The sequence below is a fragment of the Sphingomonas lenta genome, from assembly GCF_002288825.1.
Taxonomy (GTDB): domain Bacteria; phylum Pseudomonadota; class Alphaproteobacteria; order Sphingomonadales; family Sphingomonadaceae; genus Sphingomonas; species Sphingomonas lenta.
Window position 1 is genome coordinate 231,957 of record NZ_NSLI01000004.1, and the last position, 25,657, is coordinate 257,613.

At 70.0% G+C, this 25,657-nt stretch carries 28 protein-coding genes; 9 read left to right on the forward strand and 19 right to left on the reverse strand.

The window, feature by feature from the left end; genetic code table 11:
* Positions 1–15: 15 nt before the first annotated feature.
* From CKY28_RS13325 to CKY28_RS13335, 3 genes are all read right to left on the reverse strand, one after another.
* Positions 16–1,188 (reverse strand): glutathionylspermidine synthase family protein, encoded by a 1,173-nt coding sequence (locus tag CKY28_RS13325; protein WP_342747177.1) that lies wholly within the window; start codon positions 1,186–1,188, stop codon positions 16–18.
* Between the two features lie 150 nt (positions 1,189–1,338).
* Complete coding sequence (locus tag CKY28_RS13330; RefSeq protein ID WP_245841843.1) at positions 1,339–2,100, reverse strand: PspA/IM30 family protein; 762 nt, start codon at positions 2,098–2,100, stop codon at positions 1,339–1,341.
* Between the two features lie 18 nt (positions 2,101–2,118).
* On the reverse strand, positions 2,119–2,553 hold the full coding sequence (locus CKY28_RS13335; protein ID WP_095998859.1) for a YjfI family protein: 435 nt from the start codon (positions 2,551–2,553) through the stop codon (positions 2,119–2,121).
* 71 nt (positions 2,554–2,624) lie between these two features.
* Between CKY28_RS13335 and CKY28_RS13340 the strand changes: the two genes are divergently transcribed.
* From CKY28_RS13340 to purT, 5 genes are read left to right on the forward strand one after another with little or no spacing between them, the layout of a single operon-like run.
* Positions 2,625–3,629: a potassium channel family protein gene (locus tag CKY28_RS13340; protein WP_095998860.1), complete on the forward strand. Its 1,005-nt coding sequence runs from the start codon at positions 2,625–2,627 to the stop codon at positions 3,627–3,629.
* A complete protein-coding gene (locus CKY28_RS13345; RefSeq protein ID WP_176473098.1) occupies positions 3,626–4,261 on the forward strand; it encodes a DUF2491 family protein in 636 nt (211 codons plus the stop codon). Before CKY28_RS13340 ends, CKY28_RS13345 begins: the two co-directional genes overlap by 4 nt.
* Positions 4,262–4,271: 10 nt before the next feature.
* Entirely contained in the window at positions 4,272–4,688 is a 417-nt protein-coding gene (locus tag CKY28_RS13350; protein ID WP_095998861.1) for a DUF350 domain-containing protein, read from the forward strand.
* 9 nt (positions 4,689–4,697) lie between these two features.
* Complete coding sequence (locus tag CKY28_RS13355) at positions 4,698–5,336, forward strand: DUF1190 domain-containing protein (protein WP_095998862.1); 639 nt, start codon at positions 4,698–4,700, stop codon at positions 5,334–5,336.
* A 4-nt stretch (positions 5,337–5,340) separates the two neighbouring features.
* Positions 5,341–6,507: a formate-dependent phosphoribosylglycinamide formyltransferase gene (gene purT, locus CKY28_RS13360; protein ID WP_095998863.1), complete on the forward strand. Its 1,167-nt coding sequence runs from the start codon at positions 5,341–5,343 to the stop codon at positions 6,505–6,507.
* Here purT and CKY28_RS13365 read toward each other — a convergent pair.
* Complete coding sequence (locus CKY28_RS13365) at positions 6,485–6,979, reverse strand: metallophosphoesterase family protein (RefSeq protein ID WP_095998864.1); 495 nt, start codon at positions 6,977–6,979, stop codon at positions 6,485–6,487. The two genes, purT and CKY28_RS13365, sit on opposite strands and share 23 nt — an antisense overlap.
* Before the next feature lie 69 nt (positions 6,980–7,048).
* On the opposite strand from CKY28_RS13365, the gene CKY28_RS13370 reads away from it, so the two are divergent.
* Positions 7,049–7,327, forward strand: coding sequence for a hypothetical protein (locus CKY28_RS13370; protein WP_095998865.1), 279 nt, complete (start codon positions 7,049–7,051; stop codon positions 7,325–7,327).
* On the opposite strand, the gene CKY28_RS13375 is transcribed toward CKY28_RS13370, so the two are convergent.
* The 12 genes from CKY28_RS13375 to uvrB all read right to left on the reverse strand — a co-directional run bounded on the left by CKY28_RS13375 (position 7,324) and on the right by uvrB (position 19,641).
* The gene (locus tag CKY28_RS13375; RefSeq protein ID WP_095998866.1) at positions 7,324–8,418 is read right to left on the reverse strand and encodes a spore photoproduct lyase family protein; all 1,095 of its coding nucleotides are present in this window, start codon (positions 8,416–8,418) and stop codon (positions 7,324–7,326) included. The two genes, CKY28_RS13370 and CKY28_RS13375, sit on opposite strands and share 4 nt — an antisense overlap.
* Positions 8,419–8,461: 43 nt before the next feature.
* A complete protein-coding gene (locus CKY28_RS13380) occupies positions 8,462–9,304 on the reverse strand; it encodes an RDD family protein (RefSeq protein ID WP_095998867.1) in 843 nt (280 codons plus the stop codon).
* Positions 9,294–10,286: a stage II sporulation protein M gene (locus CKY28_RS13385; protein ID WP_245841844.1), complete on the reverse strand. Its 993-nt coding sequence runs from the start codon at positions 10,284–10,286 to the stop codon at positions 9,294–9,296. The genes CKY28_RS13380 and CKY28_RS13385 overlap by 11 nt, the downstream gene beginning before the upstream one ends.
* Positions 10,283–11,644 (reverse strand): DUF58 domain-containing protein, encoded by a 1,362-nt coding sequence (locus tag CKY28_RS13390; RefSeq protein ID WP_095998868.1) that lies wholly within the window; start codon positions 11,642–11,644, stop codon positions 10,283–10,285. Before CKY28_RS13390 ends, CKY28_RS13385 begins: the two co-directional genes overlap by 4 nt.
* A gap of 17 nt (positions 11,645–11,661) precedes the next feature.
* Positions 11,662–12,036, reverse strand: a complete 375-nt coding sequence (locus CKY28_RS13395) for a GIY-YIG nuclease family protein (protein WP_095998869.1) — start codon at positions 12,034–12,036, stop codon at positions 11,662–11,664.
* 85 nt (positions 12,037–12,121) lie between these two features.
* On the reverse strand, positions 12,122–13,078 hold the full coding sequence (locus tag CKY28_RS13400) for an AAA family ATPase (RefSeq protein WP_095998870.1): 957 nt from the start codon (positions 13,076–13,078) through the stop codon (positions 12,122–12,124).
* The gene (locus CKY28_RS13405) at positions 13,075–14,319 is read right to left on the reverse strand and encodes a DUF4350 domain-containing protein (RefSeq protein WP_095999229.1); all 1,245 of its coding nucleotides are present in this window, start codon (positions 14,317–14,319) and stop codon (positions 13,075–13,077) included. The genes CKY28_RS13400 and CKY28_RS13405 overlap by 4 nt, the downstream gene beginning before the upstream one ends.
* Positions 14,319–15,005: a DUF4129 domain-containing protein gene (locus CKY28_RS13410; protein WP_095998871.1), complete on the reverse strand. Its 687-nt coding sequence runs from the start codon at positions 15,003–15,005 to the stop codon at positions 14,319–14,321. The genes CKY28_RS13405 and CKY28_RS13410 overlap by 1 nt, the downstream gene beginning before the upstream one ends.
* 88 nt (positions 15,006–15,093) lie before the next feature.
* A complete protein-coding gene (locus CKY28_RS13415; protein ID WP_095998872.1) occupies positions 15,094–15,726 on the reverse strand; it encodes a hypothetical protein in 633 nt (210 codons plus the stop codon).
* Positions 15,723–15,959, reverse strand: coding sequence for a hypothetical protein (locus CKY28_RS13420; RefSeq protein ID WP_095998873.1), 237 nt, complete (start codon positions 15,957–15,959; stop codon positions 15,723–15,725). Before CKY28_RS13420 ends, CKY28_RS13415 begins: the two co-directional genes overlap by 4 nt.
* A gap of 97 nt (positions 15,960–16,056) precedes the next feature.
* Positions 16,057–17,358 (reverse strand): family 1 glycosylhydrolase, encoded by a 1,302-nt coding sequence (locus CKY28_RS13425; protein ID WP_095998874.1) that lies wholly within the window; start codon positions 17,356–17,358, stop codon positions 16,057–16,059.
* 84 nt (positions 17,359–17,442) lie between these two features.
* On the reverse strand, positions 17,443–19,641 hold the full coding sequence (gene uvrB / locus CKY28_RS13430) for an excinuclease ABC subunit UvrB (protein ID WP_095998875.1): 2,199 nt from the start codon (positions 19,639–19,641) through the stop codon (positions 17,443–17,445).
* Between the two features lie 103 nt (positions 19,642–19,744).
* Between uvrB and CKY28_RS13435 the strand changes: the two genes are divergently transcribed.
* Together CKY28_RS13435 and CKY28_RS13440 are read left to right on the forward strand one after the other, a co-directional pair.
* Positions 19,745–21,082 (forward strand): amidohydrolase, encoded by a 1,338-nt coding sequence (locus CKY28_RS13435; protein WP_095998876.1) that lies wholly within the window; start codon positions 19,745–19,747, stop codon positions 21,080–21,082.
* Positions 21,083–21,096: 14 nt separating this feature from the next.
* Positions 21,097–21,486 (forward strand): VOC family protein, encoded by a 390-nt coding sequence (locus CKY28_RS13440; RefSeq protein WP_095998877.1) that lies wholly within the window; start codon positions 21,097–21,099, stop codon positions 21,484–21,486.
* Here the strand turns inward: CKY28_RS13440 and CKY28_RS13445 are convergent.
* Together CKY28_RS13445 and CKY28_RS13450 are read right to left on the reverse strand one after the other, a co-directional pair.
* Entirely contained in the window at positions 21,473–22,201 is a 729-nt protein-coding gene (locus CKY28_RS13445) for a class I SAM-dependent methyltransferase (protein WP_176473100.1), read from the reverse strand. The two genes, CKY28_RS13440 and CKY28_RS13445, sit on opposite strands and share 14 nt — an antisense overlap.
* A gap of 45 nt (positions 22,202–22,246) precedes the next feature.
* Positions 22,247–23,434 carry an MBL fold metallo-hydrolase gene (locus CKY28_RS13450; RefSeq protein WP_095998879.1) on the reverse strand — a complete coding sequence of 396 codons (1,188 nt, stop codon included), beginning with the start codon at positions 23,432–23,434 and terminating at the stop codon, positions 22,247–22,249.
* Positions 23,435–23,619: 185 nt separating this feature from the next.
* Between CKY28_RS13450 and CKY28_RS13455 the strand changes: the two genes are divergently transcribed.
* A complete protein-coding gene (locus tag CKY28_RS13455) occupies positions 23,620–25,203 on the forward strand; it encodes an amidase (protein WP_095998880.1) in 1,584 nt (527 codons plus the stop codon).
* Here CKY28_RS13455 and CKY28_RS13460 read toward each other — a convergent pair.
* Positions 25,200–25,643 carry a DUF2721 domain-containing protein gene (locus tag CKY28_RS13460; RefSeq protein WP_095998881.1) on the reverse strand — a complete coding sequence of 148 codons (444 nt, stop codon included), beginning with the start codon at positions 25,641–25,643 and terminating at the stop codon, positions 25,200–25,202. The genes CKY28_RS13455 and CKY28_RS13460 overlap by 4 nt on opposite strands.
* Positions 25,644–25,657: the final 14 nt, after the last annotated feature.

Sequence of the window (25,657 nt, forward strand, 5' to 3'; positions counted from 1 at the left end):
CCCGGCGCGCGCCAGCTAGACGATCGCGTGCGGCAGGAAGCGGGCGAGGTCGCGCGTGATCGGGCCGTCGTCCTCGCGCACCGACATGGCTACGGGCTCGTCGCCGACGATCCAGGAGCCGATCACGACATGGCCGCCGTCGAACACGGGCAGCGGCGCCAGCTCCTGCACGATCCAGCCCTCCTCGCCGTAGCCGCCCTCCGGCCCCGACTGCTTGGCGGAGCCGTCGACCAAGTGGATGTCCCAACCCTCGCGCGAGAAGAGCGGCTTGCGCACGTACCGGCTCCCGATCGCGGCGGTCGCGGCCGTGTCATCGGCGAAGGCGGCGGGCAGCAGGTTGGGGTGGCCGCGGTGGCGCTCCCACAAGAGCGGCAACATGCCCTTGTTCGACAGCACCGCCTTCCAGGCGGGTTCCAGGAAGATCGTATCCGTAGCGCCCAAGTGCTCCGCATAGGGTTCGCGGAGCAGGTCCTCCCACGGATAGAGCTTAAACAGGGCCGCGATCAGCACGCCCGCCTCGTCGACGAACTTGCCGTCGGCATCGACGCCGATGCGGTCGACGGGGACGAACTCCGGGTCGAGTCCCGCCTGGCGTGCTGCGTCCTCCAGGTAGCGGACGGTCTGCCGGTCCTCGACATGATCGGCGACGGACGCGAAGTGGACGAGGCTGCCGCGCGTGAACAGCCGCCCGAACCGCTCCACCAGCGCCTCGTGCAGGCGGTTATACTGGTCGGCGTCCTTCGGGAGCCGGCCCGCCGCCATCATGTCCTCCAGCCAGCGCCACTGGAACAGCGCCGTCTCGAAGATGCTGGTCGGCGTGTCGGCGTTGTACTCGAGCAGCTTTGCGGGACCCGCGCCGCCGCCGCCGTAGCTGAAGTCGAAGCGGCCGTAGAGCGACGGCGCTTGTCGCTCCCACGACCGCGCCACCACGTCGCGCATGTCCGCCGGGATGGCGAGCCGGTCCATCAGCGCCTCGGAACGGACGACCTCGTCGACGAGCGCGAGGCACATCTGGTGGAGCTCGCCGCTGGGCGCTTCGACGCCGTTCTCCACCTCGTCGAGGGTGAAGCGGTAATAGGCGCGTTCGTCCCAGTAGCGCTGGCCTTCCTGATGGTGGAAGGTGAAGCCCATCTCCTGGGCGGTCTCCTCCCAGTCGGGGCGCTCGGCGACGGCGACGCGTTCTATGATCTCACCCCTCCCTAGTTTCCGTCATCCCGGCCTTGAGCCGGGATCCATGCGCGGCGCCTCCGTCTACGGTGGCCGCTTGCGAACGGACGGACGCGCGTGGATGCCGGGTCAAGCCCGGCATGACGGGAAGAGGGCAGGGAAGGGCGGAACTCACTGCCGCGGCAGGCGTGCGGGATCGCCGCTCGTGGGCGTCGCGTCGCCCGAAGCACCCGGCAGCCGCAGCGGCTCGCCCCCGCTCGGCCCCGCGAGCCGCGCCAGGATGTCGTCCGCGCTGCTCGTGCCCGGCAACAGCCCCGCGTCGCGCAGCTTCGCGTCGAGGTCCGCGCCCGTGCGCATGTCCTCCAGCTCGGCCGCCGCGCGGAACTTCTCCTCGCGCACAAGCTGGCGCTCCTTGATGCGCTTGAGGCTGTCCGCGGCGGAGCCCAATGACGAGGCCTGCTGGCCGTAGCTCGACGCGACGGCGGCCTGGGCGCGCTGCACGCTCTCATTGGCGCGCACCACCTCGACCTCGCGGCGCAGCGCCTCGATCTTGCCGTCGCCCTGGGTGATGATGCCGCGGATGCGGTCCTCGGCGGCGCGCATCTCGGCGATCTGCGGCTGCTTGGTCGAGCCCTCCGCCTCGATCGTCGCGAGCCGCTCGGCGACCTGGCGGGCGAGATCCATGTCGCCGCGCTGCATCGCCGCGCGCGCCGACGCTTCATACTTGTCGCGCTGCGCCGCCAGGCTCTCCAGCTCCTTCTCCAGCATGCGGCGCTTGGCGGTCAGCCCGGCCAGGTCGTCGCGCGCCCTGGCCTGCGCGGTCCCGGCGTCGCGGATCTGCTGGTCGAGGATGGTCAGCGCGTTGGCGTCGGCGATCGACTGGCCGGCCTCGTGCGACTTGCCGCGGACCAGGGCGGATAACTGCTTCCACATCGACATGGGCTTCGTTCCTCAGGCGGCGAACTGGGTGCGGAGGTCGTCGGCGGCGTCCAGCGCGTTCTGCGCGAGGACGCGGAGCTCGAGCAGGATCTCGCGCAAGGGGCTCTCGGACGACAGCTCGCCGATCAGCTCGTAATAATCGCGCCCGTCCACGTCGGTGATCGCGAAGTTGGACAGCGGCACGAGCTTCTGCGCCTTCAGGATGAAGCGGTTGAACTCGTCGGGGTTGGGCTGCTCGTCGACGGGCCAGAGCAGCGTCGACACGACGATCTGCTCGCCCGCGACCGACAGGAAGATGGAAAGGTCGCCGTAATTGCGCGCGATCACGCGCAGCACCGGCTCCGCCGCCTCGATCCGCACGACGCCGAACTCGTCGGCATAGCCCGCCTGGCTCAGGGTGCTCATCAGGCTGGAGATCGTCCAGGCGCGCGGTGCGTCGTCGGTCATTGCGTTCCCCCTGCTATGCGCGGTAATCATAGGGACGCGGTTGGGCACGCGAAAGGGGGGTGGCGTGACGGATGGGACGGTTCGGCCTCAGCGCGTTCCTCAGGCGCCTGTACCTCGCCGCCGCCGAGCTGCACTGGGGCGTCATGCTCGCGTTGCTGCTGGCGCACATGGGCACCAGCTGGCTCGCTCTGCAGTGGGCGGGCGAGGCGGACCTCAGGCCGCCGGTCGACTTCGCCTACTGGTACCTCACCACCGCGACCACGATCGGTTACGGGGATCTCAGCCCCAGGTCGGACTGGGGCCGGATGATCGCGGCCTTGTTCGCGATGCCGGGGGCGGTGGCGCTGTTCACCGCGTCCTTGGCGCGCGCCTTCGCCGGGCTATCCGGGCGCTGGCGGCGGCGGCGCGAGGGCTTGGGGGACTATAGCGAAATGCGCGGGCTCGTCGTGCTCGTCGGCTACGACCGCGACAGGACGCCGCGCATGATCGCGGAGATCACCGCTGACGCCCGCGCCCAGGACATCGTGCTGGTCGCGACCGACGCGCTCGACGTGGACGACCCGACCTACCGTTACGTCCGTGCCTCGTCGCTGACCGCGCCGCCCGAGCTCCGGCGCGCCGGCGTCGCCGAGGCGGCGCGCGTCGTCGTCTACGCCGCGTCCGACGCCGAGACGCTCGCCGCGACGCTGGCGGTCACCGCGATCAACGAACGCGGCCATGTGGTCTGCTTCCTGCGCGATCCCGACACGGCGCGGCTCTTGAACGCGCACTGCCCGCAGGTCGAGGTGGTGCTGACGCCCACCGTCGAGCTCGTTGTCAAGGCGCTGAGCGATCCGGGGTCGAGCCGCCTCATCGCCCAGCTCGCGAGCCACACCGACGAGGGCGCGACGCTCTACGCGACCGAGGCGGCGTCGGGCGGGCGCTTCGACGAGGTGGCGCGCAGCATGCGCGAACGCGGCGCGGTGCTGGTGGCGACCTGCGCGGCGGGCGACAACCAGCCCCGCTTCGACCTCGACGCCGGCGTCAGCCCCGGCGACCGGCTCTTCTACATCGCCAAGCGGAGGGTGGCGGCATGATCCTGGGTCGGCTGTTCGGGGGCGGGGAGACGCCGCGCGCGTCGTCGATCGCGGTGGTGCGCAACGTCACGGTCGGCCGCCAGGTCCGGCTCGACCCGCTCGCCTGGCGCGCGCTGGAGGGCACTCGATTCCAGCTCGACCGCGACACGCTGGAGATCACAGCGCAGGGGCTCATCAAGCTCGACGAGGGCGGCTACGTCCACCGCTTCTACACCGACGACGAGCTGATGCTCCAAGCCGTGTCGCAAAACCCCGACGGCTCGGACGCCGACGACTTCACGCTGTTCCAGCCTTGGACGAGCACCTATCCCGCGAACCGCAGCGACCGCGAGCTGTTCCTGCAGCGCCTGTCGCAGCCGACATGGGACGAGGCCGGCCTCGCCCGCTTCGACCGCTACTGGTACGAGGGCGACGACCGTCCGCAGCCGCCCGTGCAGCTGTGGGAGGCGGTCTATTACGAGCGCGACGCCGCGCCCGTGCGCCACATCCGGCAGAGCTGCATGCTCTACGCGCGGCAGCTTCCAGCGGGTGAGGAGCTGCTGCTGGCGCTGGCGATGGAGCCGGAGGGCGGCGACTACACGCACGAGATCATGATCGGCCTGGCCGTCGGCCCGGGCGAGTTCACGGCCTGATGGGGGACCAATGACCTTCGACACGCAAGCCTTCGCGACGGGTGCGGGGCACTTCGTCCTCGCCTTCGGCCTCTCGTGCCTGTTCCTGGCCATCTTCAAGCGGCTCTACCAATGGTCGACGCCGTACGACGAGGCGACGATGATCCGCGACGGCAACCCGGCCGCGGCGATCGCGCTGGGCGGCGCCATCATCGGCTTCGCGCTGCCGCTCGCGTCGGCACTGACGCAGACGGCGAACTGGCTCGAGTTCACCGCCTGGGCGGTGCTGGCGGGCGTGATCCAGATCGTCGCGTCGCTCGTGGTGCGCCGCTTCATCGTGCGCGACATGGTGCAGCGGCTGGAGGCCGGCAACGTCGCGAGCGCGGCGTATCTCGCGGCGACGGCGGTGGGCGTAGGGCTGCTCAACGCCGCCAGCATGACCTATTGAGACCGAACCATGACCACGACCCTACCCCGCCGCCGCAAGCGCTCCGCCGCCGCCGGGCTGTCCGCGGTCGGCGCGATGGCGATGCTGGGCGGCTGCGAGAACGGCCCGACCGACGCCGAGCTCTCGCGCCAGCAGTTCGGCGAGCCGACCGAGGTCTCCGCCTTCCGCACCGTCTCCGAGTGCACGGCGTCGGGCGCGTTCAGCGCGGTCCAGTGCCAGGAGGCGCAGCAGGCGGCGCAGGCGCAGGACGCGCAGGTGGCGCCCCGCTTCGCCGACCAGAGCACGTGCGAAGAGCAGTTCGGCGAGGGCCAATGCTCCTACCGCTATGCGGGCGGCCAGAGCTTCTTCGTGCCGCTCCTGACGGGCTTTATGATCGGCCGGTTGCTCGACGGCGGCAGCCGCTACCGTTACCAGCCGCTCTACCGCAGCCGCTACGACGATCGCTACTACACCGGCGGCGGCGCCTTCCTCTACGGCGGCGGGAGCGGGCGGGGCTACCACCGCTACCAGGTCGGCAGCCGCGCGATCACCAACCCGGTGACCACGCAGCGCATCCAGACGCGCAGCTCGGTCGTATCGCGCGGCGGCTTCGGCGGCCGCGCCAGCGCGCGCGGCGGGGGATGGGGCGGCGGCAGCCGCGGCGGCTGAGCCGGTGACGTTCACCGCCACGATCCTGCTGCTCGGCTCGGGCGAGCTGGGCCGCGAGTTCGCCATCTCCGCCAAGCGGCTCGGCGCCTATGTGGTCGCCTGCGACAGCTACGGCCACGCGCCCGCGATGCAGGTGGCCGACGAGGCGGAGGTGTTCCCCATGCTCGACGGCGACGCGCTGCGCAGCGTCATCGAGCGCCGCCGCCCCGATTACGTCGTGCCGGAGGTGGAGGCGATCCGGACCGAGGTGCTGGCGGAGGTGGAGGCGCGGGGTGTGACCGTGGTCCCGTCCGCCCGCGCGACGATGCTCACGATGAATCGCGACGGCATCCGCGACATCGCCGCGCGCGAGCTGGGGCTGACGACGTCGCGCTACGCTTACGCCGAGAGCCTGGACGAGGTGCACGCCGCGGCCGAGCATGTCGGCGTGCCCTGTGTGGTCAAGCCCGTCATGTCCTCCTCGGGCAAGGGGCAGAGCACCGTGCACGACGCGGGCGAGCTCGAGCGCGCCTGGGACTACGCCGTCGCGAACATGCGCGGCGACCGGCGGCGCGTCATCGTCGAGGCGTTCGTCGCCTTCGACTACGAGATCACGCTGCTGACGGTGCGCGGGCGCGACGGCGTCAGCTTTTGCCCGCCGATCGGCCACCGGCAGGAGCGCGGCGACTATCGCGAGTCGTGGCAGCCCGCCGCCATGTCGGACGCGGCGCTCGCCCGCGCGCAGGACATGGCGCGTGCGGTCATCGAAAACTTAAGCGGCTACGGCCTGTTCGGCGTCGAGTTCTTCGTGCGGGGCGACGAGGTGATCTTCTCCGAACTCTCGCCCCGCCCGCACGACACCGGCATGGTGACGCTCCTCTCGCAGAACTGGAGCGAGTTCGACCTCCACGCCCGCGCCGTCATGGGCCTGCCCGTGCCCGAGGTGCGCCTTCGCGGACCGGCCGCCTCCGCCGTAATCCTCGCCGACCGCGACGCGGAGCGGTTCCGCTTCGAGGGGCTGACGGACGCGCTCGCCACGCCCGGCGAGGTAGATATTCGCCTGTTCGGCAAGCCGACGACCCGGCCGTACCGCCGCATGGGCGTGGCGCTCGCGTTGGGGAGCGACACGGACGACGCACGCGCCCGCGCGGTGGAGGCGGCGGGCCGGGTCAGGATCGCCTACGACCGATGAGGTCGGCGAGCGTGACCGGACGGTAGTCCCGCGCGTCGACGCCGACATCATACTGACGCGTCATCGGCCTTAGCCGCCCGTGGCTGTGCCCGTGCAGGTTCACCGCGCCGCGCCCCTGCCGGTTCCAGCTGCGGAACGGGTAGTGGCAGAGGACCAGCTGAACGCCGTCCAACTCCAGCTCGGCATAATCCCGCACGCTCGCCCAGCCCGCTGCGTCGCATGTACCCGGCGGGTCGTTGTTGCCGCGGATCAGGTGCTTCGTCCCGTTCAGCCGCTCCAGCAGCCCCGCGACATCGCCCGCCCGCCGCGCCACGTCGCCCAGGTGCCAGACCTCGTCCTCCCGGCCGACCGCCGCGTTCCAGTTCGCGACCAGCGCCGCGTCCATCTCCGCCGTCGACCCGAAGGGCCGCCGGCCGATGTTGAGCGTCCGGTGGTCGCCCCAGTGCGTGTCGGAGGTGAAGAATACCGCCATGCAAGACGGAACGCCCGCGGGCGCGGCGGGTTCGTGGGGCCGTGCAGGCTTGAAACAGGAACGATCGACATGCCCGACGGGAACGACGCGCAGGAACAGCAGCTCGAGCGCCGCTACAAGATCCGCCAGGTCACCGATTACCAGGCCAGCTGGACGGAGCGGGGCAGGGGCGAGCCGGGCAAGTTCACCATCCAGCTCATCCTCGACAAGGGCGTGGACGAGTACATCATCGAGGCGAACTCGGACGACGTGGACGTGATCCTGAAGCTCTTGAAGCGCGCGGACCACGCGATGTTCGACATGGAACGCAAGGTGCTGATGTTCGAGAACCTCGATATCGGCGACTAGAACGCGTACCTGACCTCGCAATACGGCATCACCTCGGCCAGGATCTGCTGGAACCGTTCCAAGTAGCGCCGCTTGTCGGCGACCTTGTAGCGCAGGTTCCACTGGCCCGATTCCGACCGCTTCCACTGCTGTAGGTCGGGCCGCCACAGCAGGTCCTCGGCCTTGGGGTGCCAGCCGAGATTGACCTCGTGCAGGTTGGCGTTGTGCGTGAGGAAGATAATCTCGCACCGCATCTGCTCGCGCGCTTGGCGTGAGAGCCGCGCGTCGACCTCCTCGAACAGCGCGCGCCAGTCGGCTTCCCAGCCGTCATAGACGATGACGGGCGAGAAATTCAGGTGCACTTCGTACCCCGCCCGCACGAAGTCGTCGATCGCGGCGATCCGGTCGGCGATGGGCGAGGTGCGCACGTCTACCACGCGCGCGACGTGCGCCGGCATGAGCGAGAAGCGCACGCGCGTGCGCTCCTGCGGGTCGTAGCCCAGCAGGTCGCGGTTCACGTACTTGGTCGCGAACGAGCCCTTGGCGTTGGGCAGGTCGCGGAAGGTCGCCACCATGTCGCGGACGTTGTCGGACACGAGCGCGTCGACCGACAGGTCGCCGTTCTCGCCCAGATCGTACACCCAGGCCGCCGGGTCGATCTGGTCGGGCGCCGTCTTCGGCCCCTGCTTGGTCGCGTGGCGCGCGATCGCCCGGCAGATCTGCTCGATGTTGACGAACACGCTGATCGGGTTCGCGAAGCCCTTGCGCCGCGGCACGTAGCAGTAGGCGCACGCCATCGCGCAGCCGTTCGACGTGGAGGGCGCGATGAAGTCGGCCGACCGCCCATTGGGGCGCATCGCGAGCCCCTTCTTCACGCCCAGCACGAGCACCGTGCGCTTGATCTTCACCCAGTCGTCGACATTACCCTCGTTGCCGTAGAGCGTCGGGATGTTCCAATGCGAGGGCACGTGGATGCGCTCGGCGTCCGGGTAGCGCGCCAGCACCTCGCGGCCGCGCGCATACTCCTCGACCGCGGGCTCCGTGTAGATGCGCGAGACTTCGAGCAGGCGCAGGATCGGACTGGGCGCGGGGCGGTCGAGCAGGTCTTCCATGACGGGGTGAACCGGCGGGACGCGATTTGGTTACGCGCGCCCGTCAGCGCGCATATTTGTCCTCCCGCCGCCGGCCCACCATCAACCCCCGCTCCAATCGCGCGCAGAGCGCGGCGTAATAGTCGTTGAGAAAGCCGAGGTCGTCGCCGTCGTCCGCCATGCCGGCCTTGCGGCGGATGATCGAGGCGACGGTGGCGACCGAGTCCGCCTGCCCCCCGCGCAGCACGCCCTCCAGCGTCTGCAATTCGTACACGCCGTAGAGGTCGAGCGCGGCTTCGGGGAAGTGGCGGCGCGGGCGTTCGGCGGCGAGCTCGGCGCCCAGCTGCGCCTTGACCGTCTGCACGACCCAGGTGCCCGCGACGAGGTCGCCGACGCGCAACCGGTCGCGGTTGAACAGCGGAAAGAACAGGAACAGCCCGCTCCAGCTCAAGGCGAAGATCGTCATGGCGGTGTCGGCGCTCCCTTCCGCGCCGCGCTGCGCGAGGAAGGAGAGGGGCAGGAACAGCTCGATCTCGCGCATGGCGTTGCGCGCCACCACCGCGCCGCCCGTCAGCCGCCCGCCGTCGCGCGCCACGACGCGCAGGCCCACCATGCGCTTGCCGGGCGTGGCGCCGCGCCCGCCCAGCTCCCACAAGATGAACCAGCCGTTCCGGAGCGTGAACGCGCCGAGCAGCCACAGGATCATCAGCAGCTCGCCCTGGCGCGCGCCCGACAGGAGCCACAGGATCGCCAGCGTGCCCAGCACCAGCACGACGAGGATCATGACCGTATCGAGCATGAACGCGCCCGCCCGCGCGCCGGCCGAGCCGAGCTCGAGCCGCAGGTCGACGCCCTCCGGCGTGACGAAGCTCCGGACGCGGGTGCGGGGCGCGCGGTTACGCCGCATCGCGCCGCCGCGGCAGGTAGAAATAGGCGAGCCAGCCCATGAGCATCGCGGCCCCGATCAGCGCGCGGAACTCGTCGGTGCGCACCGTCTGCCGCCCGATCCCTTCGAGGAGGCCGGCGACGAGCAGCATCAGCACCACGCCCAGCATCGCGGTCGCAGCCAACCGCCCCGCCGCCACCGCCGCGTCCATGCGCGACAGCCGGCCCGGAAAGGCGATGGCGGTGCCGATCCGGAACCCCGCCGCGCCCGCGATCAGGATCGCGAAGATCTCGGTGGTGCCGTGGATCGCGAGCCACGCTGCCAGGCCCGCGCCTAATCCGTGCGGCACGAACACCGCGAAGAACGCCCCCAGCATCAGCCCGGTATAGACGAGCAGCATCGCCGTCGGCACCGCGAAGGCGAAGCCCAGCGCGAAGGCGAAGATCGCCACCTGCGAGTTGTGCGTGAACAGGTACGCCGCGAATGTCGCGAGCATGTCGTCCTGTTTGCCGTACAAGCTCTCGCGCAATTTCGCGGCCGATGCCGACGGGTCGCGGCCGTTCGCCAGCCCTTCGTCGATGACGGCGTAAAACCAGGTCGGGTCGTCGCGGATGAGCAGGTACGCCGCGACCGCCGCGACCGCCGTCAGCACGAACGCGGCCAGCGTCTCGCGCCACAGCGCCTGCACCGCGCGCGGCCATTCGCGCGCGAAGAACGCTTTGATCTGGGTCCAGGCGGAGCTCGGCACGCCGTAGAGCTGGAAATAGGCGCGCGTGCAGAGCTGCTCGAGATAGGCGACGAGCGCGCGGTCGAGCGACGTCTCGCGCGCGACCGAGAGCGACGACAGCGTTGTGCGATAGAGCAGCGGTAAGGCCAGCAGGTCGTCATCGCCCAATGCGCGGATAGAACGGCGCTCCATCAGTCCGACGAGCCGCTCCAGCCGCTCCCAATCCGCCGCATGCGCCTGGCGGAATCGGCTGGCGTTGACGAGCGGCGCGGTCACAGGAGGTTCCTCCGCTTGAGGTCGATGTAACCGGCGACCAGCCGCTCGCCGACGCGGTCGTGCTCGCTCTCGATGACGTGCACGCCCAAGTGCCTGAGCCTGGTCAGCGCGAGCTTGCGGTCGGCGAGCAGCCCCGCGGCGGTGACGGCGCGGGTGACGTCCTCGACGGCGTCGGGCGCGCGGTCGAGGAACGTCTCCACCTCCTCGTCGCGCAGCACGACCACGAGCAGCAGGTGCTTCTCGACGAGCTTGCGCGCGGCGCGGACGAGGAAGTCGGCCGATGTCGCGTCCGTGAACTCGGTGAACAGCACGATCATCGAGCGGCGCGTAAGCAGCCCGGCGAGCGTGGTGAGCGCGAAACTGTAGTTGGTCTCCTCGCCCGAATAGTCGATCTCGGCCGCCAGCCGCTGGAGCGCGGGAAAGGCCGCGGCACCTCCTATCAGCCCACCGGCGACGCGCGGGCGGCTGTCGAACGCGTGCAGCGCGACGCGGTCGCCGAGCTTGAGCGCCACCCAGCCCGCGAGCAAGGCGGCGGAGACGGCGCGGTCGACGCGGGGCAGGCCCGCGACCGGCTCCGACATCTGCCGTCCGCTATCGACCGCGAACACGATCTGCGCGTTGCGCTCGGTGCGGAACTCCTTGGCGTGGAGCTTGGAATGGCGCGCCGACTGCTTCCAGTCGATCGCGCGCCGGTCCATGCCGGCGCGGTACTCGACCATCGCGTCGAAGTCGGAACCGTCGCCGCGGTCCATCTGCGCGAGCAGGCCCTGCAGCGCGTGGCGCTGGAAGATCTGCGACGCGCGCTCCTCGACGCCGCGTATGTCGGGCAGGACGGGAAACGCGAGCGCCGCCTCCACTTGCCGCTGGTGCCAGCTGAGCCCCAGCGGCCCGCGCCAGCGCGCCCACAACGCCTCGATCCGCGCCGTCCCGCGGCGGAGCGTGTGGAGGCCGACGAGCACCGAACCGCGTCCGCCCGCCAGCTCGACCGCGGTCCGCCCTTCCTCCTCGGCGCGGACGAGCGGATTGGTCGCGACCGCCACCTGCGCCGCGCGGGGCGGGCGCGGGCCGTCGATCGCGAGTGCGACGGTCACGTCGGCTTGCCCGCCGACGCTGGCGCTATCCGGTCCCACGACCGAAAGCTTCGCCTTGCGCGACCCGAGAAGCGCGTCGAGCAGCGTCAGCAGCAGCACGGTCAACGGCCAGGCAAGCCCCGCGTACCAACGCCCCGGCGCGAACACGCCGACGAGCAACGCGAACGGCGCCCCCGTCGCGGCCGCGACCACCGCCGCGCGCGTCGGGTAGACGGCGGCGCGGGTACTGCGCCGTTCGGCATTCAATGGATCAGTCGCGACCGACATATTTCCGTCACCCCGGCCTAAGGGACCCCAGCAAAGTAATACCTTGCTGGGAACCCCGCGCCGGGGTCCATGCGCGTCCATCGCGGCTCGCACACCGGCGCAAACCCGAGATCGAGGGCCAGATCACGCCATGTCGGGTTCGACTTCTCGATCAGCTCGACCTTCCAAGCTCGTCGCCAATTCTTGATCTGCTTCTCGCGCGAGATCGCATCCACGATCGCCTCGAACAGCTCGAAGTAGATGAGGTACGCGGTCCCGTACCGCTTGCTGAAGCCCTCTATTATCCCTGTCCGGTGTTGATGGATGCGCTGCATCGGCCAGCGCGTCACGCCGGCATAGAGCGCGCCCTGCTTCTGATTGGTCAGAATGTAGAACATGGGCTGCGGCGTCATACAGGGCCGTCCCCTCGCCAACGGACGCGCATGGATGCCGGGTCAAGCCCGGCATGACGGGAAGAGGTCGGGCGAGGCGAGCCCGTCACCTCGGCGCCTCGATCGTGTCGATGATCCCCGCCACCACCTCCTCGACCTTACGCCCGCCGATCTCCGCGGCCGGCGACAGGATCAGGCGGTGCCGGAGCAGCGCGGGGGCGAGGCTCTTCACGTCGTCGGGGATCACGAAATCGCGCCCGTCCAGCGCCGCCCTGGCCCGCGCCGCGCCCGCCAGCATGGCGCCCGCGCGGGGGCTCGCGCCGCTCTCCAGGTCGGCCACGTCGCGCGTGCCGCGGATCAGCGCCACGACGTAATCGACGACCTCGTCGACGAGCCGTACTTGCGCCACGACCTCCACCGCGCGGCCGATTGCGGCGGCGTCAGCGACCGCCTCGACGCCCCAGTCCTCCGGCTCCATCGCCGACTTACGCGCGCCGTGAGTAGCGACGATGCGGCGCTCCTCGTCGGCGCTGGGATAGCCTACCTCCTGCTTGAACAGGAATCGGTCGAGCTGCGCCTCGGGGAGCGGGTACACGCCCTGCTGCTCGATCGGGTTCTGCGTCGCGACCACCGTGAAGCGTGGCCCCAGCGCCATGGTGTCGCCGTCGATTGTCACGGTGCGCTCCTGCATCGCCTCAAGCAGAGCGGCCTGCGTCTTGGGCGGCGTCCGGTTGATCTCGTCGGCCAAGAGCAGGTCGGTGAAGATCGGCCCGCGGGTCAGGGTGAAGGACGACGTCTGGAAGTTGAACAGGTTCGCGCCGATGATGTCGCCCGGCATCAGGTCGGGCGTGAACTGGATGCGCCCGAATTTCAGCCCCAGCGCGCGGGCGAAGCTGTGCGCCAGCAGCGTCTTGGCGGTGCCCGGCGGGCCTTCGAGCACGATGTGCCCGCCCGCGAACAGCGCCACCAGCATCAGATCGACCGTCCGCTCCTGGCCGACCACGGCCTTGCCCACTTGTTCGCGGATCGCGTTCCCCAGCGCGCGTACGTCGTCCACCGTCACCTGATCCTGTCCCCCATCCATCCGTGCAGCCGCCGCGCCCCGCGCAGCAGCTCGTGCCTGTCCTCGGCGCGTCCGACCGCGCCCGCCAGCTCGCTGAACCGTTCCCGGTTGCTCAGGCGGTCGAGATACGCGTCCGCCTCGTCCGCCCCGAGCGCGGGCGGCACGCCGAACAGCTCGCGCGCACGCGCCCGGATCGCGTCGGCGTAGCGCGCGCCCAGCCGGCTCTCGCGCTTCGCTTTGCGCACCAGCGCCGCCGTATTGTCGATCAGCGCGCGCTTGCCGAACGCGACCGCGCGTTCCGGTACCGCGGGCGCGCCGAACCGGGTCAACGCCTGCCATCCCGCCAGCAGCAGCGCCGCCGCGATCGCCAGCGTCATCGCCAGCACCGGCGGTTCGAAGAACAACTTGAGGACGCTCCGCCCGCGCCCGAGCCCGTTGAGCGTGACGTCGAACGCGATCCGGTCGGCGCGGTCGCCCGCGATGTGGTCGAGCATGGCGACCGACGCCCGCGCCTGTCCCAGATCGGCGACGCCGTGGTTGGCGATGAGGTCGGGGTCGGCGAGGACATAGGTCGGCCGATCCTCGAACCGGCCCAGCACGACGCCGCCGCGGCCGTCGGTGACGAGCGGCACGAGCTTGTCGATGACCTGCGTCGATCCGTCCTCGCGCTTCCACTCGCGCGTCTGATGCGCGGTGATCACCTGCAGGCGGCGCGGCGCGCGGAAGCGGATGTCGGACGGCAAGCCCGGCGCGGTCGTCAGCATGCGTCCGCCGCCCTGGCGACGGCGGATCGTCAGGCGCGTCGCGGGCGCCATCACGCCCTGCGGCTCCCACACGGGCAGCGTGTCGGTGACGCGCACCCAGCCGCGCCGGTCTTCGTCGGCGACGGTGGCCCATTTGGGCAGCACGATCAGCAGCCGTTTATACTCGCGGGCGGCGGTGACCTTGTCGATCGGCGTCGCGCCGCGCTCGGGCGTGATCACCACCAGCTCGGCCTGCCCGAACTGCGCGTCGGAGCGCAGCACCTGGGGCGAGCGGCCCGTCGCGTCGAGCAGCCGCACGATCCCGCTGAAACCCGTGGCCGCGTCGCTCAGCGCGTGCGCGCCGCCGTTCCGGCCCGAGCGCAGGTCGGGCGCGAACGCGCCGAGCACCAGGGTCGCCGCGAAACCGAGCAGACCGACGACGAGCATCAGCGCGACCGCGACCGGGCCGAACGGGCTGGACTGGGCGCGGGCGGCCATCACGCCCTCCACGCGCCGGGAAGCGCATAATCGGCATAGGCCGCGCGCGCGGCCCTCCAGTCATCCTGGTCCACCGCCCGCCCGCCGAACAGGCTGCGCTCCACCAGCCGCGCGATGTCGGCGAACAGCGTCCGCGCGGTCGGCGGCACGGCGGGCGCGGCGGCGAGCTCGCGGCTGGTCAGCGCGGGCCGGACGAGCTGCGGCCGCCGCCGCGCCATGTCCTCGACCGACCGCAGCAGCAGGTGGTGCGCCGCCTCGGCGTAGCGGCCCGCCGCGGCCAGCGCGTCCGCCTCCTGGAGCCAACCGCGCGTCTGCGCCGCCTCCGGCGCCCACTCCTCTTCGGGCGTTCCCTCGACGGTGCGCGATCGGCGGCGCGGCAGCCGCCACTCGCCGTGCCGCACCCGTTCCACCACCGCCCAGACCAGCGCCGCCGCGAACAAGGCCAGCACGCTCCAGAGCAGGATGCGCGCGACCGGCGCGTCGGGCATGAAGCTCCCCAACCAGCGCAGGAACCGCCCCACGGGCGCGAGCAGTTCGCCCAACCATTCGAAGAAGCGCTTGAGCCAGGCCGGCGGCTCGGCCGGCGGATCCTGGGTGCGGAGCGCGAACTGCACGTCGCCGTCCGCACGCAGCGCCCGATGCGCCGCCTCAAGACGCTGGACCCCCGCCGCGCCCTCCGCCGCCATTTGGTGTCGAACCCCCTGCGCCCGTTTGGCCCGACCTTAGCGGCGCGCGAGCCCCGCGCAACCGCTAGGGCGTCGTCTCAGCCCGGGATCACGCCTGGTCCTTCTCAGACGCCGCGGTTGAGCCGTCTCGACCTACTACTTGGCCGAGCCACGCCGACTTTCCGTCGTCGCCGACGCCGGGGCGATCTGCTTGCAATTCGGAGAGTTCCCGCCCGCCGTGCGCGATCTTGTTGATCACATCACGAGCGCTCGGAATCACGCCAGCCCGCTCCAGGCTGATGAGCCAGGTCCTCGTAGAAAGGATGTGCGCTCGCTCAAAGCGGGACAGGAGCCTGCTGGCCCCCTCGTCCTCGATCAGTACGAGCGGGACGGCGCCGGGCGCAGCGAAGTCGTCGAGCCGGCGCAGCATGTACGCGAGGGTGGCGTCGCCGAAGCCGCTCGTGGCACGCCGCTCGCCGGCGCGCTCGCGTTGCAATGCGGCCTCGTACGGCTCCCTCATAGGTGTGTCGACGACGCGGACGCGGTTGCCGATTCGAGCAAACCAGCGTTCGAGGACCGGGTAATCGGGTGCAGTAGGTTTCTTGAGGCACTCGAGCTTGACGATGTCCGCGATGACGATCGGTCGGTCGAATACCTCGATCAGGTCTAGCCGGTCGGCGTGCGCCAAGCTGATGAGAGGACCACTATCGGGAATGATGAGGTCGACGAAGGCGGCGGTCACGCGGCCTTCAGGCTCGCTTGACCCCGGATGAGTTCAGCGACCATCTCGGCTTGGCGTAGCTCATGCTCATATGGTTCGGTGCGGATCGGGACTCCGCTATGCTCCGCCGCCTTGTACAGCTCGCCCAGCGTGTCGATCTGCGCGAGCTCCATGGCGCTTCGGTAGTCCATGCGACCTTGCTGCCAGGCTACCAGGATGTCGTGCAGGGACGACGCTGCCATGAGCTTCTCCATAAAGATCGCAAGATAGCAGAGCCCGCACCGGGCCGAAACATCGTGGGCCGCCTCGGTGATGGCGCGATCGGTCGGACCGTTCCGGAGGGGTCTTCGCCTAGGCGCCCCCGTCCGCCATGCTCGGCTCCGCCTTGATCTTGTGCCGCAGCCGCTCCGCCGCATGCTCGCGCTGGCGGACAGCCCAGTCCTCGTCGCACTCGTGCGGCATCACCACCGGCACCGTCAGCGCGGAGCTCATCGTCGGCAGCACGTCGCGCCAGTCCTTGATGAGTTGCTTGTACGCGCGCCCGACCGCGCGGATGTTGCGGTCGAGGTCGTAGAGCCCGAGCGGGTTCACGCGCCCGTTCTTCTCGCGCAACGCCACGTCCCAGTCGATCTGGTCGGTGAGCGAGTACCAGGTGAAGCCAACGATGGGCGTCCCCGTGTTGCGGACGCGCAGCACGTTGGCCCATTCCTTCCACAACCAGTCGACCGCCTCCGTGCCGAGCGGCCCCTCCCACATGTTCGTCTCCGTGTGCATCACGGGTAGGAGGTAGCGCTCATGGTACTGGCGCGTGATCTCGTCGTAACCGAACACCTCGCCCGACGGGCCCGTCGAGCCGTCCGCGCGCACGCGGTGCTCGTTGGTGACGTAATAGTCGTTGCCCATGATGCAGTGCTGCTTCAGGCGGTTGTCGAGGAAGAAGTGGTACTCCTCGCGCGTCATGCCGTTGTCGAGCAGGTATTCGTACATCTCGGAGTCGACGCGCCGGCCGTAGTTGAGGTCGAGCGAAAGGAAGCGCTGCGAGTTGAGGATCTCCGCGGGCTTGATCGCGGCCGGGTTCTCCGCGTGGAAATACTCCGACGACTCCGACTGGATGAAGATCGCGTCGGGCCTGGCGCGCAGGATCGCGCGCATCGCGAGGACGTTGGCCTTGACGATGTGCTTGAGCGCCGTGACGAACGTCCGATCCGTCGTACCCTGCTCGTTCCACCAGCCGTACTTGGCCGAGAAGACGGCGCAGATGAACATCTCGTTGACCGGCGTGTAGAGCTGTACCCACGGGTATCGCCGCGCGAACTCGCCGGCATATCGCTCGAACAGCTCGGGGAAGTCCGGGTTCTGGAAGTCGCCGATCCAGTCGGGCACGCCGAAGTGGCAGAGATCGGTGATGGGAACGATGTTGCGCCGCTTCAGGTCGGCGAAGGTGACGTCCGAGAACTTCCAGTCGTACTTGCCCGGCGCGAGCCACGTCTTGTGGATGGGCGGCCCGTAGCGGAGATAGTGAATGCCCATCTCCTCCACGAGCGTGAAGTCCTCCTCCCAACGCTCATAGAAGCCGCAGACCTCCATCTGGTCGACCCGCTCGCGGCCGTTCCGGATGCGGGGCACGCTGTTCTCGATGCCCGTGGCGAACATGAAGGTGGCGATGGTTGGTCTCCCGAAGCGTGAAGCTCGGGAACGCGCTTTAGCGCAATCCGGTCCCGGCGCGAGGGGGCGGGGCTAGCGCCCGCCCGCCCGCCGCGCCGCCCTGATCGCCTTTTGCTTGCCGAAGCGCGTCTTGCGCGTCCCCGGCTTGCCCTCGTTCGAGCGGCCCATGATCGGCGCCTTTTGCTGCTCGACGGGGAGGCCCAGCTCCTCGTTTTCGAGCTGCCGGATCTCGTCGCGGAGCCGCCCGGCCTCCTCGAACTCGAGGTCGGCGGCGGCCTTGCGCATCTTGCGCTCCAGCTCCTCGATGTACGCGCGCAAGTTGTGGCCGACCATGTGCGGGCGGTCCTCGTCGATCTCGACGGTGACCTGGTCCTTGGACGCCACGTGCGCGATGATGTCGCCGATGTTGCGGCGGATCGTCTGGGGGGTGATGCCGTGCTCTAGGTTGTACTGGAGCTGTTTCTCGCGGCGGCGTTCCGTCTCGCGCATCGCGCGCTCCATGGAGCCGGTGATGCGGTCGGCGTAGAGGATGACGCGGCCCTCCACGTTGCGCGCGGCGCGGCCGATCGTCTGGATCAGCGAGGTTTCCGAGCGGAGGAACCCCTCCTTGTCCGCGTCCAGGATCGCGACCAGCCCGCACTCGGGGATGTCCAATCCTTCGCGCAACAGGTTGATGCCGATCAGAACGTCGTAAACGCCCAATCGGAGATCACGGATAAGCTCGATGCGCTCCAGCGTCTCCACGTCCGAATGCATGTAGCGGACCTTGATCCCCGCCTCGTGCATATACTCGGTCAGGTCCTCCGCCATGCGCTTCGTCAGCGTGGTGACGAGCGTGCGATAGCCCTTGGCGGCGGTCGCCTTGCACTCCTGGATCAGGTCCTGGACCTGCTCCTCAACAGGGCGGATCTCCACCGGAGGGTCGATGAGGCCGGTGGGGCGGATCACCTGCTCGGCGAAGACGCCGCCCGTCTGCTCCATCTCCCAGGAGCCGGGCGTGGCGGAGACGCACACCGTCTGCGGCCGCATCGCGTCCCACTCGTTGAAGCGCAACGGCCGGTTGTCGATGCACGACGGCAGGCGGAAGCCGTATTCGGCGAGCGTGAGCTTGCGCCGATGGTCGCCCCTGGCCATCCCGCCCACCTGCGGCACGGTGACGTGGCTCTCGTCGACGAACAGCACCGCGTTCTCGGGCAGGTACTCGAACAGCGTGGGCGGCGGCTCGCCCGGCAGGCGGCCGGTGAGGAAGCGGGAATAGTTCTCGATGCCGTTGCACGAGCCGGTGGCGGCGATCATCTCCAGGTCGAAGTTGGTGCGTTGCTCGAGTCGCTGGCGTTCGAGCAATTTGCCCTCCGCCTCCAGCTCCTTCAGCCGCTCCGTCAGCTCGAAGCGGATCGCCTCGACCGCCTGCTTCATCGTCGGGCCGGGGGTGACGTAGTGGCTGTTCGCGTAGATGCGGACGGAGTTGAGCGAGAGGTTCTTCTTGCCCGTCAGCGGGTCGAACTCGACGATCTCCTCGATCTCGTCGCCGAAGAAGGAGACGCGCCACGCCGCGTCCTCGTAGTGCGACGGGTAGATCTCCAGCGTGTCGCCCTTCACGCGGAAGTTGCCGCGCTGAAAGGCGGCGTCGTTGCGCTTGTACTGGAGCGCAACGAGCTTGCGCACGATCTCGCGCTGATCGACGGTCTGGCCCTTTTTCAGGTCGAAGATCATCGCCGAGTAGGTCTCGACCGATCCGATGCCGTAGAGGCACGAAACCGACGCCACGATGATCACGTCGTCGCGCTCCAGCAGCGCGCGCGTGGCCGAGTGGCGCATCCGGTCGATCGCCTCGTTGATCGACGACTCCTTCTCGATGTACGTGTCGGAGCGCGGGACGTAGGCTTCCGGCTGGTAGTAGTCGTAGTAGCTGACGAAATACTCGACCGCGTTCTCCGGGAAGAACGACTTGAACTCGCCGTAGAGCTGGGCGGCCAGGATCTTGTTGGGCGCGAGGATGAGCGCGGGGCGCTGCAGCTCCTCGATGCACTTCGCCATGGTGAAGGTCTTGCCCGACCCGGTGACGCCCAAGAGCACCTGGTCCTTCTCGCCCGCGCGCGCGGTCTCGACCAGCTCGCGGATCGCCGTGGGCTGATCGCCGGACGGCGTATACTCGGTCACGAGCTTGAACGGCTTGCCGCCTTCCAGCTTCTCGGGCCGCGCGGGACGATGGGGGACGAAGCTCGCGTCCGTCTCGGGCTCGGCGAGGTTTCGGCGGATCTGGATCTCCATGGCTCGGATATGGGCCTTCCGGAACGGACCGGCAACGCGTGAGCGGGCTTGAGCGGCGCGTTTTCGAGGCTAGGCTGCGGCGCGACCACTCCAAGGATCCCGCATGCGCCACCTTCTCCTCGCGACCGCCCTCATCGCCGCGCCCGCCGCGGCGCAGGGCCCCGACTACGCCGCCGCCGTCCAGGCGGATTACGACCGCGACCTCGGTGCGCTCTGGGACCACTTCCACCGCAATCCGGAGCTCTCCTTCAAGGAGACCAGGACGGCCGCGCGCATGGCGCAGGAGCTGCGCAAGGTGTCGGGCATGCAGGCGACCGAGAAGGTCGGCGGCACGGGCGTGGTCGGCGTGCTCCGGAACGGCGACGGACCCGTCGTGCTGCTCCGCGCCGACATGGACGGGCTGCCCGTCGAGGAGAAGTCGGGCCTGCCCAACGCGTCCAAGGTGCGCCAGGTCGGCGTCGACGGCGTGGAGACGCCCGTGATGCACGCCTGCGGGCACGACACGCACATCGTCGGCTTGGTCGCCACCGCGCGGCGGCTCGCGGCGCTGAAGGACCGTTGGCGCGGTACGGTGGTGTTCATCGCCCAGCCCGCCGAGGAGCGCGTCGGCGGCGCGGCCGCGATGCTCAAGGACGGGCTCTATTCGCGCTTCCCCAAACCCCAATACGCGCTCGCCTGGCACGTCGACGCGTCGCGCGCGACGGGCAAGGTCGCGGCATCGGAGCTGATCCAATATTCCTCGTCCGACTCGGTCGACATCGTCGTGCCGGGTGTTGGCGCGCACGGGGCTTCGCCCAATGCGGGCAAGGACCCCGTCTACATGGCGTCGCAGCTCGTCATCGCGCTCCAAGGGCTGGTCAGCCGCGAGCGCCAGCCGCTCGACCCGGCGGTGATCACGGTGGGCTCGTTCCACTCGGGGCTGAAACACAACATCATCTCCGACGAGGCGCGTCTGCAAGTGACGGTGCGCGCCAACAGCGAGGCGGAGCGCAAGCGGCTGCTCGACGGCATCCGCCGCGTCGCGCGCGGCATCGGCGAGCTGAACGGCATGCCCGAGAACCTGATGCCGCGCGTCGCGGTGCCCGAAGGCACGCCGGTGACCGCCAACGATCCCGAGCTCGCCCGCCGCCTGAACGCGGTGATGGTGCGCGAGCTGGGCGCGGACCGGGTGCAGCCCTTCGAGCAGAAGGGCATGGGCGCGGAGGATTTCGCCTACCTCGTAGCACCCGAGCACGGCGTGAAGGGCTATTACTTCGCGGTCGGCGGCACGCCCGCCGCGGCGCTCGACGCGGCGGCCAAGGGCGGTCCCGCGGTGCCGTCGCACCACTCGCCCCTGTTCAAGATCGACCCCGAGCCCGCGGTGGTGACGGGTGCTGTCGCGATGACGGCTGCGGTGCTCGACCTGCTCAAGCCGGGGCAGGGGAGCGCGGCGGCGAACTGAGAAGGGGTGAATATATGATCGGCTACGCGACCGTAGGCGTGAACGACCTGGAGCGCGCCTACCGCTTCTACGACGCGCTGTTCGCCGAAGTGGGCGCGAAGCGGCTGATGGCGCTGCCCGGCGACCCGCGCGGCTTCACGCTCTACGGCACGGGCATGGACCGGCCGATGGTGGCGATCACGCGCCCGTACGACGACGGTGCGGCCTCGCCCGGCAACGGTTCGATGATCGCGTTGGCGGCGGACAGCCGCGAGCAGGTGGACGCGCTGTACGCCAAGGCGCTGGAGCTGGGCGGTTCCGACGAGGGCGCGCCGGGATTGCGCCAGCCCGAGGAGATGGGCTTCTATGGCGCCTACTGGCGCGACCCGGACGGCAACAAGTTCTGCGCGTTCAAGCTGGGCTGAGCGCGGGCACTTCGTCGGGCTCCGCCAGCACCAGGAGCGAGCAACCGCCCAGCACCCGCGCGCAGAGCGCGGGCCGCGCGGCGTAGAGCAGGCGGTCGGGAAGGCGGCGTACCCGCTGCTTCCAGGTCGCGGGCGGGGGCTGCATCACCGCGTGGGTGAAGCGCGCGTCGAGCACGCGATAGCCGCAATCCTCCAGCGTCGCGCGCGCCGTGTCCGCGTCGAAATAATGGAGGTGCCCCACGCTGCGGCGCCGGTGCATCGGCAGGCCCGTCAGGAGCGACTTGATCGACAGGTCGAGCGGCACGTGGAACACGAAGCGGCGCGCGACCGGACGGAGCAGCTCGAGGAAGCCGAGATAGTCGGGGACGTGCTCGAACACGTCCATCGCGAGCAGGACGTCGAACGGCTCGCCGCGATGCTCCTCGACGCCGCCGTGCACGAAGCGCAGGCCCGCGTTCGCGCGCGCGGCGGCGACGCGGAAGGCGGGCTCGGCGACCTCGAAGCCCGTGAGCTCGACGCCCGGCGGCATGGTCGCCTGCAGCTGGACGAGCACGCCGCCCGTCCCGCAGCCCGCGTCGGCCACGCGTCGCGGCGCGAGGCCGGCCGCATCCAGGATCTCGCGGACGCGCGCCGCCTTCCACGCGGCGTCGCCTTCGTGCCAGTCCTGCGTCCGCGACAGGTACTCGCCGTCCTGGTAGCGCTGGATGAACCCCACTCGACCTGTCCTCCCGAGAGCGGGGATGGCCGTAGCGCCGAAAGCTTAACGAAGCGCCCGCACCGCCGGCGTGTCGAGGCACCGCTCCAGCCGTTCGTCCGACAGGTTCCGCGTCGGCGTAGGCCGGCGATAGGGCGGCACCTCGACGGGCCGCCCGATCGCGACCGCGGCGAAGCCCGTCCGCCCCGTGCAGCGCAGCGTCTCCGCGAGCAGCCGCGGCGGCGTGTCGTAGCCTTCGTAGGACAGCCGGAACGTGCCCCAGTGGATCGGCAGCGACGTCGACGCGCCCAGCCGCTCGTGCACCTCGGCGGCTTGGATCGGCCCGATATGGCTCCCGCTCGCCATCTGGCCGGCCTTGAAGCGGAACGCGCCGATGGGGATCAGCGCGAGGCGGACTGGGCCGTACCGCGCCGCCTCCGCCGGCCAGCGCCCGTCGCCGAAGCCGGTGTCGCCGGCGAAGAACAGGTTGCCGCCGGGAAGCTCGACGACGAAGCTCGACCAGAGCGCGCGGTTGCGGTCGGCGAACCAGCGGCTGCCCCAATGGTGATTGCGGTTGACGACCACGCGCACGGGCCGCGGGTCGCCGGGACGGCCGCGCATCGTGACCGCGCCGCCCCAGTCCACCGCCTGCGCCTCGACGCCGCGCGAGCGTAGGATCGTATCGTTGCCGAGCGAGGTGACGATCAGCGGCCGGTCGCGCTCCCACAAACGCCGGAGCGTCGCCAGGTCCATGTGGTCGTAATGGTTGTGGCTGACCACGACGAGGTCGATCTTGGGCAGGTCTTCGAACCGTACGCCCGGTTCCGCCACGCGGCTCGGCCCGACGAAGCCGAAGGGAGACGCGCGCTCTGACCAGATCGGGTCGGTGAGGATGTTGAGGCCCTGCGTCTGCACCAGCACCGTCGCGTGGCCGATCCAGGTCGCGACCATGCGGTCGCCCTCCACGCGCGCCGCGGGCTTGGTGGGCGTCACCGCGACGCGTTCCGGCCAGGCCGGCCGCCCGTCGCTCCCCGTCAGCTGCCGCCAGAAGAAGCCGCCGCGGCCGCCCCCGCCCGGCGGGCGGACGGTGTCCTCGCCGTCGGGATTGAAGAAGCGCTCGCCGTCATAGTGGCCGCTCTCCGGCCCCTGATAGTAGATGCGGTCGAGGTAGCGCGGCACGATCGTGATCGCGAGCGCGAGCAGGATGACGAGCGCCAGGATCGCGCGGCCGACGTGTTTCAGGAACCTAACCAAAGATAGCTCCGCGCTGCGATTTCGACCCTACCCCCGTCATGCCGGACTTGTTCCGGCATCCATCGGTGTGCGAACGATCCGCCGGACGTGCGCGCACGACGATGGACCCCGGAAGAGGGAACCCAGCAAAGTACTACTTTGCTGGGGACCCATGTCCGGGGTGACGGGCAGGGGATAATCAGAATATGCGTAATCTGTTGATCGGCCTCACGCTCGCCGCAGCCCCGATCGCCGCCCAGGCCCAGCAGGTCGAGGAGCGCACGATCGAGCAGCTCCAGGCCGACATGACCGCGGGCCGCACCTCGTCCGCCGCGCTCGTCCGCGCCTACACGCGCCGCATCGAGCGGATCGACCGGCGTGGCCCCACGCTCCGCTCGGTCGTCGCGATCAACCCGGACGCGCTCGCGCAAGCCCGCGTGCTCGACGCCGAGCGCAAGGCCGGGCGCGTCCGCGGCCCGCTCCACGGCGTGCCGATCCTGATCAAGGACAATATCGACTCGGCCGACGACATGCCGACCACCGCGGGCTCTCTCGCGCTGAAGGACAACTACACCCGCCGCGACGCGCCGCTGGTCGCGCGGCTCCGCGCGGCGGGCGCGGTGATCCTGGGCAAGACCAACCTGTCCGAATGGGCCAACATCCGCTCCAACAACTCGATGAGCGGCTGGAGCGCGGTGCGCGGGCTGGTGAAGAACCCGTACGCGCTCGACCGCACCGCCTGCGGCTCGTCCTCGGGCTCGGGTTCCTCGATCGCGGCGAGCCTCGCCGCGGCGGCGGTGGGGACGGAGACGGACGGCTCCGTCATCTGCCCGTCCTCGATCAACGGGCTTGTCGGCCTGAAACCCAGCATGGGCCTGGTCAGCCGCACGCACGTCGTGCCCATCAGCCACAGCCAGGATATTCCGGGCCCCATGGCGAAGAGCGTGCGCGACGCGGCGCTGATGCTGAGCGCGATGGCGGGCTCCGACCCGGTCGACCCGGTCACGACGGGAGCCGACGCGGCCAAACGCGACTACGCCGCCGGCCTGTCGCCGAACGCGCTCCAGGGCCTGCGCGTCGCCGTGTACCATCCGCAGAACGCCTCGACAGAGCTGATGGACGTGTTCCACCGCGCGCTCGATCAGCTGCGCGCCGGCGGCGCGGTGCTCGTCGACGTCGAGCGCCCGCCCACGCCCGGCCTGGGCGACGCGGAGATCAAGGTGCTGCTCACCGAGCTCAAGGCCGATCTCGACGCCTATCTCGCGACCACGCCGCCGTCGGTCACGACGCGTACGCTCGACCAGGTGATCGCGTTCAACAAGGCCAACGCCGCGGCCGAGATGCCCTTTTTCGGCCAGGAGCTGTTCGAGGAGGCGGCCAAGACCAAGGGCCTGGCCGACCCCGAATATCGCGACGCGCGCGCGAAGTCGCTGAAGATGGCGAGCGAGGCGATCGACGGCATGCTCAAACAGGCCAACGCGGCGGTGATCGTGACGCCCAGCTACGGCGCGGCCTGGCTGTCCGACACGGTGCACGGCGACCAATATGGCGGCCCCAGCTCCAGCCAGCTGCCCGCCATCGCCGGCTATCCGAACCTGACGGTGCCGATGGGGCTGGTGGACGGGCTGCCCGTGGGGCTGAGCTTCATCGCGACGAGGAACGCCGACTTCACCGTGCTCAACGCGGGCTACGCCTATGAGCAGCGCGCCCGCGCCCGCGTGGCGCCGCGCTACCTGCCGACGGCGGACGCGGGGCCGGGGCTGGACGGCGCCTCAGGGTCGAGACCCTAACGAAGTAGGTCCTCGCGCACGTGGATGGCGCGCAGCGACAGGCGCACCTCCACCATGAAGCTCAGCAGCGACACGATCAGCATCAGCGTGGCGAGGATGAACGAGACGGCGACCGCCGAGCCCATCTGAAGGTCGGTCAGGCTGCCCACGAACAGGAGCGCCACGACGAGGCAGGTCAGCATCGCGCTCGCCACCGACAGCGTGAGCGCCAGGTTGATGATGGTGATGCGCCGGTCGAGCAGGCGCAGCTCCCATACGTGCCGGTCGTGCTCGGGACCCGTCGAGCGCGGGTGCAACTGCTCCAGCGCGCGCGAGCGGTCGACCACGCGCGACAGACGGCCGGTGAGCACGTTCAGGAGCGCGCCGATCGCGGTGAGCATGAAGATGGGCGACAGCGACAGCTGGATCGTCTGCGCGACGGTGGAGATTTCGGGCAGCATCGCGCCCCTGTCGC